At 60.9% G+C, this 15,786-nt stretch carries 14 protein-coding genes and 3 pseudogenes; 8 read left to right on the forward strand and 9 right to left on the reverse strand.

Annotation, left to right across the window (positions count from 1 at the left end; translation table 11 throughout):
- Positions 1-15 precede the first annotated feature (15 nt).
- The 3 genes from PQR42_RS34470 to PQR42_RS34480 all read right to left on the reverse strand — a co-directional run bounded on the left by PQR42_RS34470 (position 16) and on the right by PQR42_RS34480 (position 2,348).
- On the reverse strand, positions 16-1,269 hold the full coding sequence (locus tag PQR42_RS34470; protein WP_408494804.1) for a hypothetical protein: 1,254 nt from the start codon (positions 1,267-1,269) through the stop codon (positions 16-18).
- A gap of 78 nt (positions 1,270-1,347) precedes the next feature.
- Positions 1,348-2,130 carry a hypothetical protein gene (locus PQR42_RS34475; protein ID WP_408494806.1) on the reverse strand — a complete coding sequence of 261 codons (783 nt, stop codon included), beginning with the start codon at positions 2,128-2,130 and terminating at the stop codon, positions 1,348-1,350.
- A 35-nt stretch (positions 2,131-2,165) separates the two neighbouring features.
- Positions 2,166-2,348, reverse strand: a complete 183-nt coding sequence (locus PQR42_RS34480) for a hypothetical protein (RefSeq protein WP_408494808.1) — start codon at positions 2,346-2,348, stop codon at positions 2,166-2,168.
- 1,170 nt (positions 2,349-3,518) lie between these two features.
- Between PQR42_RS34480 and PQR42_RS34485 the strand changes: the two genes are divergently transcribed.
- From PQR42_RS34485 to PQR42_RS34495, 3 genes are all read left to right on the forward strand, one after another.
- On the forward strand, positions 3,519-3,761 hold the full coding sequence (locus tag PQR42_RS34485) for a type II toxin-antitoxin system CcdA family antitoxin (RefSeq protein ID WP_408494810.1): 243 nt from the start codon (positions 3,519-3,521) through the stop codon (positions 3,759-3,761).
- Entirely contained in the window at positions 3,761-4,081 is a 321-nt protein-coding gene (locus PQR42_RS34490) for a CcdB family protein (protein ID WP_408494812.1), read from the forward strand. The genes PQR42_RS34485 and PQR42_RS34490 overlap by 1 nt, the downstream gene beginning before the upstream one ends.
- 132 nt (positions 4,082-4,213) lie before the next feature.
- Positions 4,214-4,561 carry a hypothetical protein gene (locus PQR42_RS34495; RefSeq protein ID WP_408494814.1) on the forward strand — a complete coding sequence of 116 codons (348 nt, stop codon included), beginning with the start codon at positions 4,214-4,216 and terminating at the stop codon, positions 4,559-4,561.
- Positions 4,562-4,643: 82 nt separating this feature from the next.
- Here the strand turns inward: PQR42_RS34495 and PQR42_RS34500 are convergent.
- The 3 genes and pseudogenes from PQR42_RS34500 to PQR42_RS34510 all read right to left on the reverse strand — a co-directional run.
- Positions 4,644-5,097 (reverse strand): annotated as a pseudogene (locus PQR42_RS34500) (peptidase dimerization domain-containing protein); the annotation flags it as partial.
- A gap of 26 nt (positions 5,098-5,123) precedes the next feature.
- Positions 5,124-5,594, reverse strand: a complete 471-nt coding sequence (locus PQR42_RS34505; RefSeq protein WP_408494816.1) for a hypothetical protein — start codon at positions 5,592-5,594, stop codon at positions 5,124-5,126.
- 207 nt (positions 5,595-5,801) lie between these two features.
- The gene (locus PQR42_RS34510; RefSeq protein WP_408494818.1) at positions 5,802-6,527 is read right to left on the reverse strand and encodes a FadR/GntR family transcriptional regulator; all 726 of its coding nucleotides are present in this window, start codon (positions 6,525-6,527) and stop codon (positions 5,802-5,804) included.
- A gap of 132 nt (positions 6,528-6,659) precedes the next feature.
- On the opposite strand from PQR42_RS34510, the gene PQR42_RS34515 reads away from it, so the two are divergent.
- The 5 genes and pseudogenes from PQR42_RS34515 to PQR42_RS34535 form a co-directional block, all read left to right on the forward strand.
- Positions 6,660-8,189 carry a UxaA family hydrolase gene (locus tag PQR42_RS34515; RefSeq protein ID WP_408494820.1) on the forward strand — a complete coding sequence of 510 codons (1,530 nt, stop codon included), beginning with the start codon at positions 6,660-6,662 and terminating at the stop codon, positions 8,187-8,189.
- Positions 8,190-8,323: 134 nt separating this feature from the next.
- Positions 8,324-9,313: a 2-keto-3-deoxygluconate permease gene (locus PQR42_RS34520; protein WP_408494822.1), complete on the forward strand. Its 990-nt coding sequence runs from the start codon at positions 8,324-8,326 to the stop codon at positions 9,311-9,313.
- A 91-nt stretch (positions 9,314-9,404) separates the two neighbouring features.
- A complete protein-coding gene (locus PQR42_RS34525; RefSeq protein ID WP_408494824.1) occupies positions 9,405-10,157 on the forward strand; it encodes an IS6 family transposase in 753 nt (250 codons plus the stop codon).
- A gap of 61 nt (positions 10,158-10,218) precedes the next feature.
- A pseudogene (locus tag PQR42_RS34530) lies at positions 10,219-10,473 on the forward strand (ISKra4-like element ISBte1 family transposase); the annotation flags it as partial.
- A gap of 27 nt (positions 10,474-10,500) precedes the next feature.
- Positions 10,501-10,719, forward strand: a pseudogene (locus PQR42_RS34535) (DDE-type integrase/transposase/recombinase); the annotation flags it as partial.
- 69 nt (positions 10,720-10,788) lie between these two features.
- Here the strand turns inward: PQR42_RS34535 and PQR42_RS34540 are convergent.
- The 3 genes from PQR42_RS34540 to PQR42_RS34550 form a co-directional block, all read right to left on the reverse strand.
- On the reverse strand, positions 10,789-12,813 hold the full coding sequence (locus PQR42_RS34540; protein ID WP_408494826.1) for a sigma-54-dependent Fis family transcriptional regulator: 2,025 nt from the start codon (positions 12,811-12,813) through the stop codon (positions 10,789-10,791).
- A gap of 588 nt (positions 12,814-13,401) precedes the next feature.
- Positions 13,402-15,138, reverse strand: coding sequence for an AMP-binding protein (locus PQR42_RS34545; RefSeq protein ID WP_408494827.1), 1,737 nt, complete (start codon positions 15,136-15,138; stop codon positions 13,402-13,404).
- A gap of 122 nt (positions 15,139-15,260) precedes the next feature.
- Positions 15,261-15,767 carry an acetone carboxylase subunit gamma gene (locus tag PQR42_RS34550; protein ID WP_408494829.1) on the reverse strand — a complete coding sequence of 169 codons (507 nt, stop codon included), beginning with the start codon at positions 15,765-15,767 and terminating at the stop codon, positions 15,261-15,263.
- Positions 15,768-15,786: the final 19 nt, after the last annotated feature.

Consider the following 15,786-nt stretch of genomic DNA (forward strand, 5'->3'; position numbering starts at 1 on the left):
CGACCCGGGGTGCCGTCACTCGCTACGTTGCGTGGGACTGCCAGGCGGCATGTTGACGTTGTCGACCTCCGATATCTGGACATCGGACTGCGGTTCATCCAGCGGTTGCGCTTTGATCCGCTCGACATAACCCCAGAACGGCTCGCCGGCAACAGTCGTGCATGTAAGTCGGTAAAATGTTTCGCGGGGGTCAAAGCCACTGAGCATTTCCTGGACGACGTACGTGTCACCTTCGGCGAGGAACCGGATCACCTTGCTGTCCCGCGCTGGGCGTTCGAACAAGGGTTGTCCCACATAAGCTGCCGGAGTCTCATAAGGGTTGCTTTCGCTTGCGGTACGCGCAGCCCGGATGTGCTCATGCTTTCTGCGGATTGCCTCGATGGTCAGGTCAAGGCATCCGGATGCATTCTCACGGTTTGCACTGTTTGCCGCGTACGCAGCCGGAAGCCGGATGTACCATGCCCCACCTACTTCCAGCCGGATCACCTGGGGAGTCAGGCGACGGATGTTGTTGAGGGTCTGTGTGTTGATTCCCCATTCCATCGCATCTATTCGCCAGGTCTCGTGATTGATCTGGACGTAATCGAAAGGAGTCTTTACGTTGTCACGAATCCATTCGGCGTTGCGGGTCCAGTAATGAGCTTTCCACCCAGATCCCAAGATGGCGAGACCCAGGAGGCCGCCGGGCATAGGCTCGTTCGCTGGTCTATCTCGATACGGATAGATACAGTACTCGTTCTCGAACTCCAGAAAGAACGCCTTGCGCGCAGCGATCAATGCACGCGCATATTCGCCACCTGCCAGGGCAGACGCCGCGTCATCCAGAAAAGGCCGGGATACCGTGTTGCCAATGAGTTCGGTAAGGAAGATCTCTCTCAGTGGCTTGCCGACAGCTGAATTCAACACTGCGTCCATGGCGACTTTGGCCGCATTCAAATGGCCCTGGACCGTCAGGGGTTCCATCAATTGACCGTAATGCTTTGCGGTCACCCTCAGCTTGTTCATAGCCTTGAGGGTGCCGGATTTTGGCACCTTGATTCCTAGCTGACCGATCGCCGCAATCATTTCGTCGAAAGAGAGCTTTTCGATCGAGCGTTCTTCGTCCAACTGTTTTTCGATCAGGACGGCGAGAAAAACAAGTTCAACGGCGTCCTGAAGGACGATCAATGCTGCGGTTGCCCGATAACGGTCGCCAAGCCCGCTTTGCCGCTCCACCTGCTCGAGGAGCGCGCGCGCCGTTATGAGAGTCTGAAGCGTGGCGTCTTTCACGATGGGATCTAGCGGTCAGCGGATAAATAGGATGCCACAGGCGCAACGCGAATGGCCGCTACAGCAATTTTCCGCGGGCTATGGCCGCAGCCGCTTCGTTCGCGGCGGACCGCTGTCGTTTTCGTCGGCCGCTGGAGCATCCTGATCGGCGTCGCCTGGCACTTCGGGCCGCCGGGCCGCCCGCTGAAGTTCCGCGCGCAGCCGTGGCCACCGGATGGTCCTGAAGGCCTCGCTGGAGACACGCTCGCCGGGGATGCCCGGCATAAAATCGATACGGAACTCGCGCGCGGCGGTCCGCCCGGCCGAGCTTTTCGCCAGCGACGCCACCCGCTCGATTGCCTTCAACGCCGCTTTTTCATCGTCGCCCTGCAGGAGTTCGTCGATATAGGCGCGTGCCACCAGGACGGCAACGCGGGCTTGCATCACACCGTCGGCGTTTCGCTTGCCGGGCAGCTGTTTCAGGTTTTCAATACGACTGGCGAGCACGTCGAGCGGGTTCATTACCTGGAACTGGACCGCGCCCCAGTCGATGGTCGACGCGCGCAGGCGAACATCATCCGCATCGAGTCCAACCACGCGATGGATGACGTCCACGTTCACAAATTCCGTCTCGCTGGTTGGAATGGCAACCTGTCCGACCATGGCCGAGATGTCGCTCTGCGGCGGAAACGTCGCCACGCCCATCACGCCGTTGGCGATCGCTATGACGTCCTGGCGCTTGCCGAGAAAATCGGCATCGTCGCTGATTGACTTGTCGCGTAGGTTGATCTGTTCCTCGAGTCCATAGTACGAAATCCAGACGGCGAGTGCCTGGCCGCCGACGAGAACCGCGTCGGCCGAGAGCCTGGCGAGCACCTGCACGAGGAGCTCCTGGGTAATCGGAGCCTCTTGCCTGCTCAAAAGCCGCCCGTATTGTGACGGACCTTGAAGGTTCGGACGATGGCCGGCGCAATGAGGTACATCGACTCCTGCGTGCGCTCGCCACTGCGCACGAGCTCACGCGAGCGCGCCTGACGGTCGCGCTTGGCCGCTTCGAGAAACTCGTCCCTGGTGGGCGTGTCGGTCGTCTGCTTGTGCATGTGGGTCTGCCGTGCGTGATCGCCGCGCTGCGCTTCGGTTACCGAGCGCCGACGGATGACTCCATTATAGGGAAGTCAGCGGCAGCGGCAATCACGCGATTGCGCGGCATGTGCGCGGTCGTCCGGCTGGCCAGGCGCCCACACAACTGAAGTTGTTGTCACGGTTGTGCATCGCGAAATCTCCAGCGAACCTCCGGCCCGTAAGACTTCCGGGCCCAATCGCAATTCAACTAATGTTGTAAGCATCGCGTCGATGTCGGCAACTGAAATTGTAACGCGATGCGCGATTTCAACCAAAGTTGGATCTCAGCGGGCAGCGGGGAGCGGCCAGCCGGTCGTCGCGCGCAAGGTCGGTGGCCTGTTCCGGCGGCGACACCAGGCAAGGTGTGCTCCGAAGGGCGGGGCGCGCGGGTAGTCACGACTTCAGTTGAAATCTAGTAATAACTTCAATGGTGCAAGCGCGCCTCCGCTCACACAACTAATGTTGTAACTATCGACGTGTGGCCCGGAATCCCGCGGAGACCCCTGGCCAGCAAGGCACAGAGGCGGAATACGATTTCAACCACTGTTGTAACCATCGCGTCGACGCCGGCAACTAAAGGTGTAACCCGATGCGCGGTTTCAACAAAAGTTGTCACTCAATGTGCGGTGGCGCGCTGCTGAATGGTCGCAATGTGCAAGGTAGAGAACCAGTTCACGCGGCGCGACCATGGAACGGCGCACCGGATGGCAATGTGCCCGGGTAGTCACAAAATTAGTTGAAATCTGGACACAACTTTAGTTGCGTGAGCGGCCTCTGGACCCTCCTCCCCGCAATGTCCGCAAATGAAGGGTATGAAAGCCACAACTAACTAGGCCCTTCGTTTCCGGACAATTCTGCAACGGCGCTGATGAGAGCAATTTTCGGCGCAACATTCGACAATCAAGCCTCACTTGATGTCTACTATCAAAACTTTCTAAAATTTAATTTCCCGGTGATAACTTTCATTATGTCAAATCATAGTGTGCATCGAAAACCACCTGCTCAGCCAAATATTGAGGAGATCCGGAAGGACCCCGTCTGACTGCGCCCTAACGCTTTCCGCGTAGCCCCCCATCGGCCGCCGACCCGCTTGCGATCCGTCGATCATGTGCAGCATAATGCACATAATATGCTACATGGAGCCGCACATGGGCAAAGCCCTCGAAGTTCGTCCGCGTAAATCCACCAACGTCACCTTGCCTCCCGAGGTGCTGGAGCGGGCCAAACAGCTTGGCATTAATCTTTCGCGCGCGAGCGAGCGCGGTGTACGCGAAGAAATCCAGGAGGCCGAGGCGCGGCGGTGGGCCGATGATAACGCCGAACTGGTCGCCGCCTACAAGGCGATGGTCGATCGCGACGGGCTTCCGCTCGCGAAATACAGGACGTTTTGATGGCCCGGTTTGATCTCTACGCGAACCCTGACATTGAGACGCGCAACCTTGCACCTTACCTGCTCGACGTGCAAAGCGCCTATGTCGGCATTTTGCCGACGCGCATCGTAATTCCGCTGCGACCTGTTCGGCACCTCGCCTTCTCCGGCAAACCATCCGACCTTCTTCCCGTTTTCGAAGTCCACGGCGAAGAATGTTTCCTTGATACGCCTGCCATGAGCGCGGTCCCCCTGAAGGCTCTCGGCAAGTGCATTGGTTCCCTTTCAGATCGACGCGAGGCCATCCTCGCGGCGCTCGACCGGATCTTCGGCGCATACTGAGCGACAACAAATCGACTTTGTTCCTAAGGGGCGACCGTCGTATCAGCGAATCAACCTCGAACCTCTGAATATTGATTTCGCTGTTGCGCTTCACGCTGATACGGCCCCGGGAAAACCGCGATTGGAGATGCGATGCAATTGGACAAGCAACAAAAGAGGCTCAGGCAAAGTGGCGTAACTATGCGTCCTGGCCCGCCAAGCTTGCTGGCAAAGGTACTGGCCGTGGTGATAGGCGCTGCCCTGCTCGTCGTGGGGTTCGCCGTTTCGCTTGTAATGTTGGCAGTGGTTCTTGGAGCAGGAATTGTGATCGGCGGTTTTGTCTGGTGGAAGACGCGCGATCTGCGCAAACAGATTCGTGAGCAGGCAATACGCGCACAGCAGACGCACGAGCAGCAGGTGCGCGAGCGCGCGGGCCAGCGCATGGATATCGGCGACGTGATCGAGGACGTAGAGTTCCACGACGAGAATCGACAGAAATAAACGCTGCTACGTGACTGCGCATGCGCCGCCGCGCTACCGGTTTTGAGGGTTGCCGCAGCCAGATTCGATACAGAAAGTACGATTACCCCCACTCGCCCTCTTCGTTCATTGATTCGCGCCTTCGCTCAGGTGTTGCGCGAGCCGCGCAAGCATTGCATCGCTGCAATTGCTCAACTGTGACGCTCGTCCGGCTTTTGGCCCTCCTCCATGCTACCCGCTCCGCACACAACGGCCGGAATGCCCGCATTCGTAAAGAGCCCGCCTTCGGTGCCGAACGCTACGGTGCCGAAGTTGTCCGATCCGCTCAGATGGGCGAGCAGACGCGGTGCGTCGCTGTCGGGCGACGTGGCGAGTCCAGGGTACGCGTTGAGCGGCTGGAAACGGATATCGGTATCGGCCTGCACCTCGCGCATCTTCGGCAGCAGTTCGGTTCGCGCATAGGCCTGAAGACGACCGGCGACCGTGTTCGCGTCGAAGCCCGGCACCGAACGCACCTCGAAATCGAATTCGCATTCGGCAGGCACGATGTTCAGTGCAGACAACCTACCTCATCTCGCCCAAGCTAAAACGGCAAGTCGCGTGGGTCGTCCCGTCGCGCGAAACGCATAGCTGCATGTGCCCAAAGCGTCTTCCTGTTAGCGGCTATTTCGACCGAGGACGGATTCGTGACAATCCACGTTGGAAATTTTGAATTCTTTTCGTGCAGAGCATTGTTCAGACAGCGCTCGGCAAACTTGACACAGCGCTCGTTAATGGCCGGATCGCTACTCAACACTCCTGCGTTGCCGGACCGCCCCAAGGCCCGGTAACGCAGAAAGCGCGGCAGCGGATAAGTAAGGTCCCACGCGACGGCCGGCATCGAGGCTGCGTTAAAGCCTGAATCGTCCGGCAAGAAATACGCTCCCAAGTCAATGAGTCTGCCACTCGCCTCAATCCAGTAGTGAGCGTACGCATCCTCCGAGTTTGCGAAACCTTGCATTTTCGCGCGCTTGCCATCCCTCGCGACCACGAAACCAACAAAATCCCCGCCCACGATTTCCGCTTCGACGCGGGCGTCAGAAAGCAGTGCATGAACCCCGCCTGCAGCGTACAGACATCGTTTGTAGTAGCTGTCGGGAATTCAGCCTCAAGGAGGCCACCGCGCCCGCCGGATGGCATGCGGTCCTGTCCACTCGATAAGTTATCCTTCCCATAGGCAACTTCTCAACCTGCTTTCCTATTTGCATCAGAGCCCGAAAATCTACGCGCTTGCAGCGGGCGCGAACTGCCGCCCAACAAAATCGATGTGCGCGAACATTGCCTGCTGCGCTGCTTCCGGATTGCGTTCACGCACCGCCAGGAAAATCGATTCGTGCTGGCGCATGCGCATCGCGGATTGCACGGCTGCGTTCGCGTTGTTCGCGGTCGCGTCGAAGGTGTTTGCGGCGATATGCTCGCGCAACATGGTGATCACGCCGGCATAGAACTGCCCAAGCATCCGGTTGTGTGCCGCGGCGGTCAGCGCGGTGTGAAACTCACCGTCCATTCGTGCTTCGGCGTCGACATCGTGCTCGATGACCGCGTCGTGCATTCGCGCGAGCAGCGATTCCAGTCTGTATAGCTCATCCGGCGTCGAGCGCTGCGCGGCGAAACGCGCTGCCGCACATTCAAATACCATCCGGAATTCGAGTGTCTCCTCGCGCAGCGGCGGGTGCTCCGCGACCAGTTGCAGCCACGGTGACGTCAGTGCGGGGAGCCGCTTCTGCACCACATACACGCCACTGCCGCGTTTCGTTTCAAGCATCCCCTTGCTGACCAGATGCCGGATCGCCTCGCGCACGGTTGGCCGCGACACGCCGAAATGCTCCGCAAGCGCGCGCTCGGCGGGCAGACGCCCCAATACGGCCCAACTGCCGTCAAGCACATTTTTCTCGATCTGCCGCACAACATTGTCGAGGATGCCGGAAGAAAGTCTGTGAAATCCCATATCTGCCCCAACCGAAGTGGCCTGACCAATTTGCGCCGCAGCGGCGGAGAAACGACCATGTGCAGGAACGGACGCATTGAGGAGATACAAGAATCACGGGTGCGTCCGTCCCCCACGATTCAGGAGAAAAGCATGACGGATTCTACTTCACTGGTCATCAGGCTGCATGCGGACGACGACGTGGCGATCGCGCGCGGTCCGATTCCGGCGGGTACGACGCTCGCCGAGGCCGGTGGCATCGTTACGCGCGACGACATTCCCGGCGCGCACAAGGTTGCGCTGCGCGCGCTGAAAGCCTGCGATCCGGTCCGGCGCTACGGGCAGATCATCGGTTTCGTCACGCAGGCTATCGAACCCGGTGCGCACGTGCACACCCAGAACGTGTCCATGGGCGACTTCGCGCGCGACTACGCGTTCGGCAAGGACGTGAAGACTGTTGCGCCGGCTGCGGAAGCGCGTACGTTCATGGGTTTTCGTCGCGCCGACGGTCGCGTCGCGACGCGCAACTACATTGGGGTGATCAGCACGGTCAACTGTTCCGCAACCGTGACGAAGCTCGTCGCGCAGTATTTCTCCGCGCCCGGCAAGCTCGATGCGTATCCGAACGTCGACGGCATCGTGCCGGTCACGCACAGCTTCGGTTGCTGCATCGATCACCATGGCGAAGGCGTCCAGCAATTGCGTCGCACGATTGGTGGCTATATCCGCCACCCGAATTTCGCGGGCGTTTTGGTGATCGGTCTTGGTTGCGAAGCGAACCAGATGGGTGCGTTGTTTATCGCAGAAGGTGTCGAGCCGGGTGCAACCATGGTGCCGCTCGTAATCCAGGAGCAGGGTGGCACGCAGAAAACCGTCGACGCGGCAATCGCGGCGATCGAGACGATGCTGCCGGCCGCGAATGAGGCCAAGCGCGAGCCGTTGCCGATCTCAAACCTGAACATCGCGCTGCAATGCGGCGGCTCGGACGGTTACTCGGGGATCACCGCGAACCCGGCGCTCGGCGCAGCGGTTGATCTGCTCGTGCAGCATGGCGGCACCGCCATCCTCAGCGAGACGCCTGAAATCTATGGTGCCGAGCACCTTTTGACGCGCCGCGCGATCACGCCAGAAGTGGGCGAGAAAATCGTCGAGCGAATCCACTGGTGGGAAAGCTACGCGGAACGGGAAAAAGGCAGCATCGACAATAACCCGACGCCAGGCAACAAGGCGGGGGGGCTCACGACGATTCTCGAGAAGTCGCTCGGCGCAGTCGCCAAGAGTGGCTCGACTCCGCTGATGGGGGTCTACCGCTATGCCGAGCCAGTCGACACGAAGGGGCTCGTGTTCATGGACGCGCCAGGCTACGACCCGATGGGCGCGACTGGGCAGATTGCGAGCGGCGCGAACCTCGTTCTGTTCACAACCGGCCGCGGCTCATGCTTTGGCGCGAAGCCCGCGCCGTCGATCAAGCTCGCGACGAACACGAAGATGTACACACGCATGGTCGACGACATGGACATCAACTGCGGCGACATCATGGATGGCAAGGTGACCGTCGAGCAGAAGGGCCGCGAGATCTTCGAAATGATCATCGAGGTCGCGTCTGGCGGGCTGAGCAAGAGTGAGGCGCTTGGGGTCGGCAACGAAGAGTTTGTGCCCTGGATGATCGGCGCGCAGATGTAAGCGCACGGCCGAACCAGCCCGTGGCTGAGCCCGTAACAGGCTGCGCAGCCTGCGAGCTCCCCTATTCCATATGGACAACGGTGGCGCGCCATGTCCACAAAAGCGGGCGCGTCGACCGACGGAGACGAATCAAAATGAAGATCAAGGAAACCATCGAGAAATTTCCCGGTGGCATGATGGTGATTCCGCTGCTGTGGGGCAGCGTGCTGAACACGTTTTTTCCGCACATACTCACAATCGGCAGCTTCTCAACCTCGCTCGCGCACGGCGCGCTGCCGATCCTCGCGGCGTTCTTCGTCTGCATGGGCGCCGAAATCCAGTTGAAGACCGCACCGCGCGCGCTAAAGAACGGCGCGGCGATTACGCTTGCAAAGCTCGCTAGCGGGGTGGCGATCGGCTTGCTGGTCAGCTATCTGTTCAAGGGGCGCCCGGTGTTCGGACTGTCCAGCATGGCGATCATCGCGGCGATGACCAATGCGAACATGGGGCTTTACGCGGCGCTGACCAAACAGTTCGGTGACGAAGTCGATCGCGGCGCGCTCGCGGTACTGTCGATTCTTGAAGGGCCATTCGTGACCATGCTCGCGCTCGGCATGTCCGGCCTCGCCAAGATTCCCTTTATCGACCTGATCGCGACGATCCTGCCAATTCTGATCGGCATGTTGCTCGGCAACCTCGATCGCAACATGCGCACGTTTCTGAAGTCCGGCAGTGACCTGCTGATCCCGTTTTTTGCGTTCGGCCTCGGCGCGCAGATTAACCTGCACTCGATCCTTGGCGCAGGCGTGTCGGGCATTCTGCTCGGGCTCGTGACGCTCATCATCGGCGGCGTCGTCAACATCGCCGCGTCCCGTCTCGTCGGTGGCTCAGGTGTGGCCGGTGTCGCCGTGTCGACGACCGCCGGCAACGCGGTCGCGACGCCGACCGCGATTGCGGCCGTCGATCCGCACCTCGCGTCGCTCGTCGCAGTCGCCACGCCGCAGATCGCTGCGTCGACGATTGTCACGTCGCTGCTTGCGCCTCTGTTGACGGCGCTGTTTGCGAAGTATTGTGGCGGGCGGAAAAAGGTGGATGACGGAGGGTTCGCGGGTTCACAGCTCGCTGAGCGGGTAGATGGGGTGTAGGTGTCGTTGCTGAGTCTGCAGGAGCCGAGGGCTGGCGGGGTACTGTCACGTTGTTGGCAAGCCGACGGGAGATGCGGCGACAATAGCCGGCATGAAACGAACTGCCCAATCGCACCGCCCGCCCGCCAGCCCCGCTATTTCGTATGCGAGTTACCGCTTTCCGCCCGATGTGATCAGCTACGCGGTGTGGCTGTACTACCGTTTCCCGTTGAGCCTGCGCATGGTCGAGGAACTGCTGGCCGCCCGTGGCATCGATCTGACCTACGAGACGGTGCGACGCTGGTCGGTGAAGTTCGGGGTGGGCCTTGCCCGGCGTATCCGGTCCACCGCCCTTGCGCGAGGCGACAAGTGGCACCTCGATGACGTGGTCGTAACGATCAGCGGCAGGAAGCACTGGCTGTGGCGCGCGGTAGACCAGCACGGCGCGGTGCTGGACGTGCTGGTGCAAAGCCGGCGCGACCGGCACGCGGCCCGGCGCCTGATGCGCAAGCTGCTCAGGAAACACGGTCGCGCTCCGCGCGTGTTGATCACCGATAAGCTCAAAAGCTATGCGGCGGCGAACAGGGATCTGGGGATCAACGTCGAACACCGCCAGCACAAGGGGATGAACAACCGGGCGGAAAACCCGCACCAGCCAACGCGGGTGCGCGAGAAGGTGATGCGCCGCTTCAAGTCGGCGCGTCACCTGCAACGGTTCGCTTCGGTCCACGACCAGGTCGCCAATCTCTTCATGCATTGCCGATACCACACCGACGCGAGGCAAAAGCGGGCGTTACGCACTCAGGCCTTCGAGGCATGGGAAAGCGTGACGGGCGCTCCAATGCCGGAGCGCCTTGCAGCGTAAATTAGGTATCCTTCCGTACGGTGTCATCGGTCGCACGCCGGTCAACAAGTTGACAGTACCCCAGCGTTTTATCGTGAACTACGGAGACCGCTACCGTCATGGCGAGCCAATCACCTCGAGCTTCGTCGAGTCGGCTGTCAACCAGGTGGTCAGCAAGCGTTTTGTGAAGCGGCAGCAGATGGCGTGGCGACCGGCTCATGCGCAAGGCCTTCTCCAGGTAAGGACGGCCGTCCTGAATGAGCAGTTGCGATCATGCTTCGAGCGATGGTATCCGACGCTCGCGAGCAACGAGCACGCTCACGATATCGCGGCATAGAGCCCCCGCTTTGGCGCGGTCTCCTTCTCGAAGTACCTGAACAATCTGATCGAGCAGGACCATCGAAACATCAAGTCCAGGACGAACGTGATGCTCGGCTTCAAACGGTTCAGGGGCGCCGCGACCACGATTGCCGGCATCGAGTTGATGCATCGCATTCGCAAGGGACAATTTGGGCTTGCCAGCTTGCGACTCAAAGATGCGGCTGTACCCACTACCTGGAATGCAGTCCTCGCGGTTCAATAAGGTATCCTATATAAAGATATAACATCGTTCAGACCGGCAATTTGCACCAAATCCAGCGAGCCTGACTTCCTAACCGCCCTGGCCCCGGATTTCAACCAGCGCGCGATCCAATCCATATTTCCTGAGTTTCTGGTACAGCGTGCTCTTCGCAATACCCAGGTGTCTTGCCGCAGACGTCAGGTTCCCCTGCGAGATGACGATCGCGTTGCGAATCGCCCCCTGCTCCGTCGCTTCCAGCGTGACCCGGCCGTCGCGGCAAACACGCCCGTCGTATCCAGAGCAGATCGGCTCGTTGCCCACGCGTAGTTCCGGCGGTAGATCGTCAAGCGTCAGGCGCTCTGGGCCTGCCGTGAGCAGCATGCTCTCGACCACGTTGTGAAGCTCCCGGACGTTCCCCGGCCATGAATACGCGCCGAGCGCCGCAACCACTCCGTCGTCCATCGCCGGACAAGCCCTGTCAAGCTCCGTGGCAAACTTTCGGACAAGGTGCTCGGCGAGACGCCGAATGTCCCCCGGCCGGTCGCGCAGCGGCGGAATGCGGATACTGGTCACGGCGACGCGATAGAAGAAATCCATTCGAAAGCGCCCTTCTGCAACCTCCTTTCTCAAGTCGCGATTGGTCGCCGCGATGAGGCGAAAGGTCACCTTCCTGGGGACGTTTTCGCCGAGCCGATAGATTTCCCCCTGTTCCAGCACGCGCAGGAAATGCGGCTGCAGATCCACCGGCATTTCGCCAATCTCGTCGAGAAACAAGGTCCCGCCATTGGCCGCTTCGATCTTGCCGAGCGCGCCGCCTCGGCGTGCGCCCGTGAAGGCGCCATCGCCGTAGCCGAATAATTCGCTCGCGAGCAGTTCTCGCGACAGGCCGCCGCAGTTGAGCGCAATAAAAGGCGCCTCCTTCGCCTCACTCGTGTGATGGATTCCTTTGGCGAACAGTTCCTTACCCACCCCGGTCTCGCCGAGCAGCACAACGGGCGCGCGCGAACGTGCGATCTGCCGAGCCTTGTCGATGGCCTCGAGCAATGCTGGCGCTTCCCCCAGGATGCGCTCGAAGCCGGCTGCCGATTCACGGTCAACGCCACAACGGGATGCGCTCCTGAGCCCGCGCGCAAGGCAGCGGCGTTGCGCGAACGGAACGACAAGCAAACTGCCGATGCGCCTGCCGTCGTCGATCACCGGCTCGATCCAGTCTGGCTGGATCCAGTGAGGCAGATCGGCGGGCGGTACGTATGCAGCTGAGGAGTCGGTAGCGAGTGCCAGAATGCGCTTCGGTCGGGTGAGCGAAAGATCGCCGCCGGCGGCCGCGATCGCGGCTTCGGCGTGTTCGTTGACCTTGATCGGATAGCCGGCGTGATCGAACACAACCGCACCATCGGTCGCGAGCGTCGCCATTCGGCTCACGCAGCGATCGAGCAGCCGGTAGCGAAGTTCCATTGCCCGCGCAGCCAGACGGCTTTCAATGCGGCTGGCGGCCGTGACGACCAACGCCAGGCTATGACGATTGTAGGATTCAGATAGACCGGACACATCGATGACGCCAATGATTGTGCCGTCGCGCGGATCACGGATTGCATTGGCCGAGCAGGTCCAGCGCTTGATGCCGACGCAGAAGTGCTCGGCAGAATGGATCTGCACGGGCTGACCAACCTCGATCGCGGTGCCGATCGCGTTGGTGCCACAAATCATCTCGTTCCAGGAAGCGCCAGGCAGGAGCTGTATCCCGTGAGCCGAAGCGATTGCGGCCGGGTCGCCTTCCAGATTAAGAATGGTGCCAGCCGGCTCGGCAAGGGCCATGACGGTTTCGGTCTGTGCAAGAAAATCGCGCGCGTGCGCCATCACCGGCGCGCTCGCCTCGACCAGATCGCGGTGACTGCGCTGCAACGAGTACAGCAGGTGCTCGTCCAGTGGCGGCGGCGCATGGCCCAGGGTGGGATCGACCTGTCGCTCGAGACAACGCTGCCACGATGTGTCAACGAGGTGCCGCACGACGCTGTGCGGTGTTTCCCCGCCACTCAGGAATCGTTCCCAGGCAGCCATGATGACTGCTTCGTCGCCCGGGTTCGAGAACATCTGGGTGGCATCCGGCATGCTCATAACCTGTCTCCTTTTTCATGACCCTGCGGCAGGTCTTCGTCGCCAATGTCGCGCGGCGGAAACCGGGCGCTACCGCGTGCCGCACGCTTTCCGCGAACACGGACCGGTCCGCAAGGCCGCCTCAAGGGCAAGTTGTTGTCCGTCAAATGTTGGCGCGCATCGACGCGGACCGATCGGCGTCGGGCTTTGCGGGATTAACAATTCGGCTCGCGCGTCTCGCATGTTGCGACGCAACATGCGAGACGCGCCAGGCTCGTACGAGGAGAAGGGCAAGATCGATGCCACTGCGAGAATGCCGGGTGAGGACACCCGTCGCGTCGCGCAGCGTTCGATTTCCGGACGACGTACGGCACGGGCACCGTTTGACTTTCGAACGGTGCCGCTTGATCGCCCGCTTGTTTGGGCGCTCCATTTTTGCGTCGCAGCAAACTGCGTGGCGCCTGGAGGGACTGCCGGACACAGGAATACCGTCCCACCCTTTTCAGGATACTTGTCCGTCCACGCGAATCGATCTGATTGGGTCAAGTGAGCGCGGGTTTTCCAACGACGAAAGATCGCCCAGTTCGTGTCCAAGATACGCGTTCTTCACTAGCCGGCGAATGACCTTCCCGTTAAGGGTTTTCGGCAAAAACAGACCTGGGCTTCGCCCTTGACGTCATCGGGCACGCCCACAGCAACCGCTTCCGACACAACCGGATGCGACATTAGTGCGGACTCATAGTCGCCAGAGCCGATTCGCTTGCCGCCCACCTTGATAATGTCGTCGCTGCGCCCTTGCAAGAACCAGAACCCTTCGTTGTCGCGATAGGCACAATCGCCATGCGCCCAGATCTGCGGCCACCGCCGCCAGTAGGTTTCTTCATAGCGACCTGGGTCGCACCAGAATCGCTGCGTCATACCTGGCCAGGGACCATGCAACGCGAGTTCGCCGACCTCGGTTCGCGCGGGCTGGCCGTCAAGCCTTAGCACATCGGCGGGCATGCCTGGGATCGGCCCCGTGAAGGACCCCGGCTTCTGTGGCAGCCCTGGGAAGGACGCAAGAATCCCGCCACCGATTTCCGTCCCTCCGGTGTAATTGACGATCGGACGCCTGCTCTGGCCCACACGTTCGAAAAGCCACTGCCACGGCGTCTCGCTCCACAACTCGCCGGTCGAGCCGAACACGCGCAACGAGCACAAGGTGCCGGGCTGGAGCCACTGATCGCCGGCAGCCATCAACAGGCGCACGAGCGTGGGGGACAGGCCTAGATGCGTTACCTGATAGCGCTCGGCGATCTTCCATAGCCGGTCGGGCGCCGGAAAGTCGACGGTGCCTTCGCATAGCACGCAGGTGGCGCCGTGCAGCAACGCGCCGAAGACCATCCAGGGGCCCATCAGCCAGCCCATGTCGGTCACCCACATCAGCGTGTCGTCGCGCCCGAAATCGAAGGCCACAAGATCGCTCGCAGCTTTGATGGGGAAGCCCGCATGCGTATGCACGACGCCCTTCGGCTGGCCGCTGGTTCCCGACGTGTAGATCACCGCGAGCGGTGTATCAGGCTCACAGGCTGCGCTTTGGCTGCCGGTCGTCCGTGCCTTGACGAGTCCGTCATAGTCGCTTTCCGTCCAGCGTCGCACGGGTCCGGCGTGTTTCACCGGAGCATGCTCCTCGAGCAGACGCTGCACCACGACGAGATGCTGAACGGAATCACTTGCCTGCACGGCACGCCGGGCTTCACTGAGCATATCGACCGGTTTGCCGCGTCGATAATAGCCGTCGGCACACACGAGCAACTTTGCCTCGCAATCGCGCACCCGTGCTGCGAGTGCGTCGGCCCCGAAGCCGGAGAATAGCGGCGAGACAATCGCGCCAATGCGCGCGCAAGCGAGCAGCAGGACCGATGCCTCGGGCAACATCGGCAGATACATGGCGACTCGCTCACCTCGACGCACGCCAAGCCGGGTAAGGCCCTCGGCGAGGCGCGAGCTTTCGTCGAGCAGTCCCGCATAAGTGATGTCCCGCGTTTCGCCCCAATCGCCTTCCCAACGAAGCGCGACCTTGTGGGGAAAGAGGCGCGCCCAGCGTCCAACCAGGTGATCGAAGAGATCGAACGAGCCCCCGGCGAACCACCTGGGCCAAACCGGGCCGTCCGTGAGATCCAGCACACACCGGTAGGGGCTCGCCCAGCCGAGGTCCAGATAGTCAGCGACATGTGCCCAGAATGTCGACGGATCCTGCGTGGAACCGGCCTGCAGGTCCGCGAGCGAGCGATAGCCGTAGCGGCGGATGAACTCCGCCAGACGGGTGCTTTCCCAGTCGTAGCCCCGTGCGAGATAGGTCTGCATCGAGTTGTCGAGTGTCGGTGGAGTCCAAAGACCTAACGAGGCCGTAAGGCGGCGCCAACCGTTGGAATGGCGCCGCCTGCGATGAGAATCGGGCGCGAGACGACCGCGCCCTCCGCGGTACGCTAGTCCGCGCGCTCGGGAACTGGCAACCGCAACCAGTCCTTGTAGAACGCTTCGATGTCCGGCTCGAAATCGTGAATCACCGGATACCACGGCGTCGGCGCTTCGACGTCGTGCATGGTTGCGCAACTCGGACAGTAATACTCGCGGTAGACCTGCCACTGGGTGTCGGGTGCCATGAGCTTCGGATAGACTTCGAGCATGGCCTCCTCTGTGTCGCGCACATAGACCTTGGCATACAGTTTCCAGTTTTCGCGGTAATCGCAGAACTCATGGCCGCAGTCGCATTTGACCAGCCAGTGTTTGCTTTTCGCCGCCTGCACGATATGCAGGTGCGGTCCAAGCGGCAAGACAATCTTGTCGGGCCACGCGACTTTGCCCTGCAACACTTCGAGATACTGGCTGAAGCGCTCATGATCTTTCGGCATGGACAGCATGCGCACAGTCGTGTCCCAGTCGAGTCGTCCATCGACCAGATTGCTGACCTGCTCTTTCGTATAAGAAGACATTTCGATACCCCTTGATTCG

The organism is Paraburkholderia sediminicola, assembly GCF_046027355.1.
GTDB lineage: Bacteria > Pseudomonadota > Gammaproteobacteria > Burkholderiales > Burkholderiaceae > Paraburkholderia > Paraburkholderia sediminicola_B.

Coding starts and splice junctions, on each gene's coding strand:
- PQR42_RS34480 (WP_408494808.1), bottom strand. CDS start 2,348: ATGCACAAGCAGACGACCGACACGCCCACCAGGGACGAGTTTCTCGAA.
- PQR42_RS34485 (WP_408494810.1), top strand. CDS start 3,519: ATGGGCAAAGCCCTCGAAGTTCGTCCGCGTAAATCCACCAACGTCACC.
- PQR42_RS34490 (WP_408494812.1), top strand. CDS start 3,761: ATGGCCCGGTTTGATCTCTACGCGAACCCTGACATTGAGACGCGCAAC.
- PQR42_RS34495 (WP_408494814.1), top strand. CDS start 4,214: ATGCAATTGGACAAGCAACAAAAGAGGCTCAGGCAAAGTGGCGTAACT.
- PQR42_RS34510 (WP_408494818.1), bottom strand. CDS start 6,527: ATGGGATTTCACAGACTTTCTTCCGGCATCCTCGACAATGTTGTGCGG.
- PQR42_RS34515 (WP_408494820.1), top strand. CDS start 6,660: ATGACGGATTCTACTTCACTGGTCATCAGGCTGCATGCGGACGACGAC.
- PQR42_RS34520 (WP_408494822.1), top strand. CDS start 8,324: ATGAAGATCAAGGAAACCATCGAGAAATTTCCCGGTGGCATGATGGTG.
- PQR42_RS34525 (WP_408494824.1), top strand. CDS start 9,405: ATGAAACGAACTGCCCAATCGCACCGCCCGCCCGCCAGCCCCGCTATT.
- PQR42_RS34540 (WP_408494826.1), bottom strand. CDS start 12,813: ATGAGCATGCCGGATGCCACCCAGATGTTCTCGAACCCGGGCGACGAA.
- PQR42_RS34545 (WP_408494827.1), bottom strand. CDS start 15,138: ATGCAGACCTATCTCGCACGGGGCTACGACTGGGAAAGCACCCGTCTG.
- PQR42_RS34550 (WP_408494829.1), bottom strand. CDS start 15,767: ATGTCTTCTTATACGAAAGAGCAGGTCAGCAATCTGGTCGATGGACGA.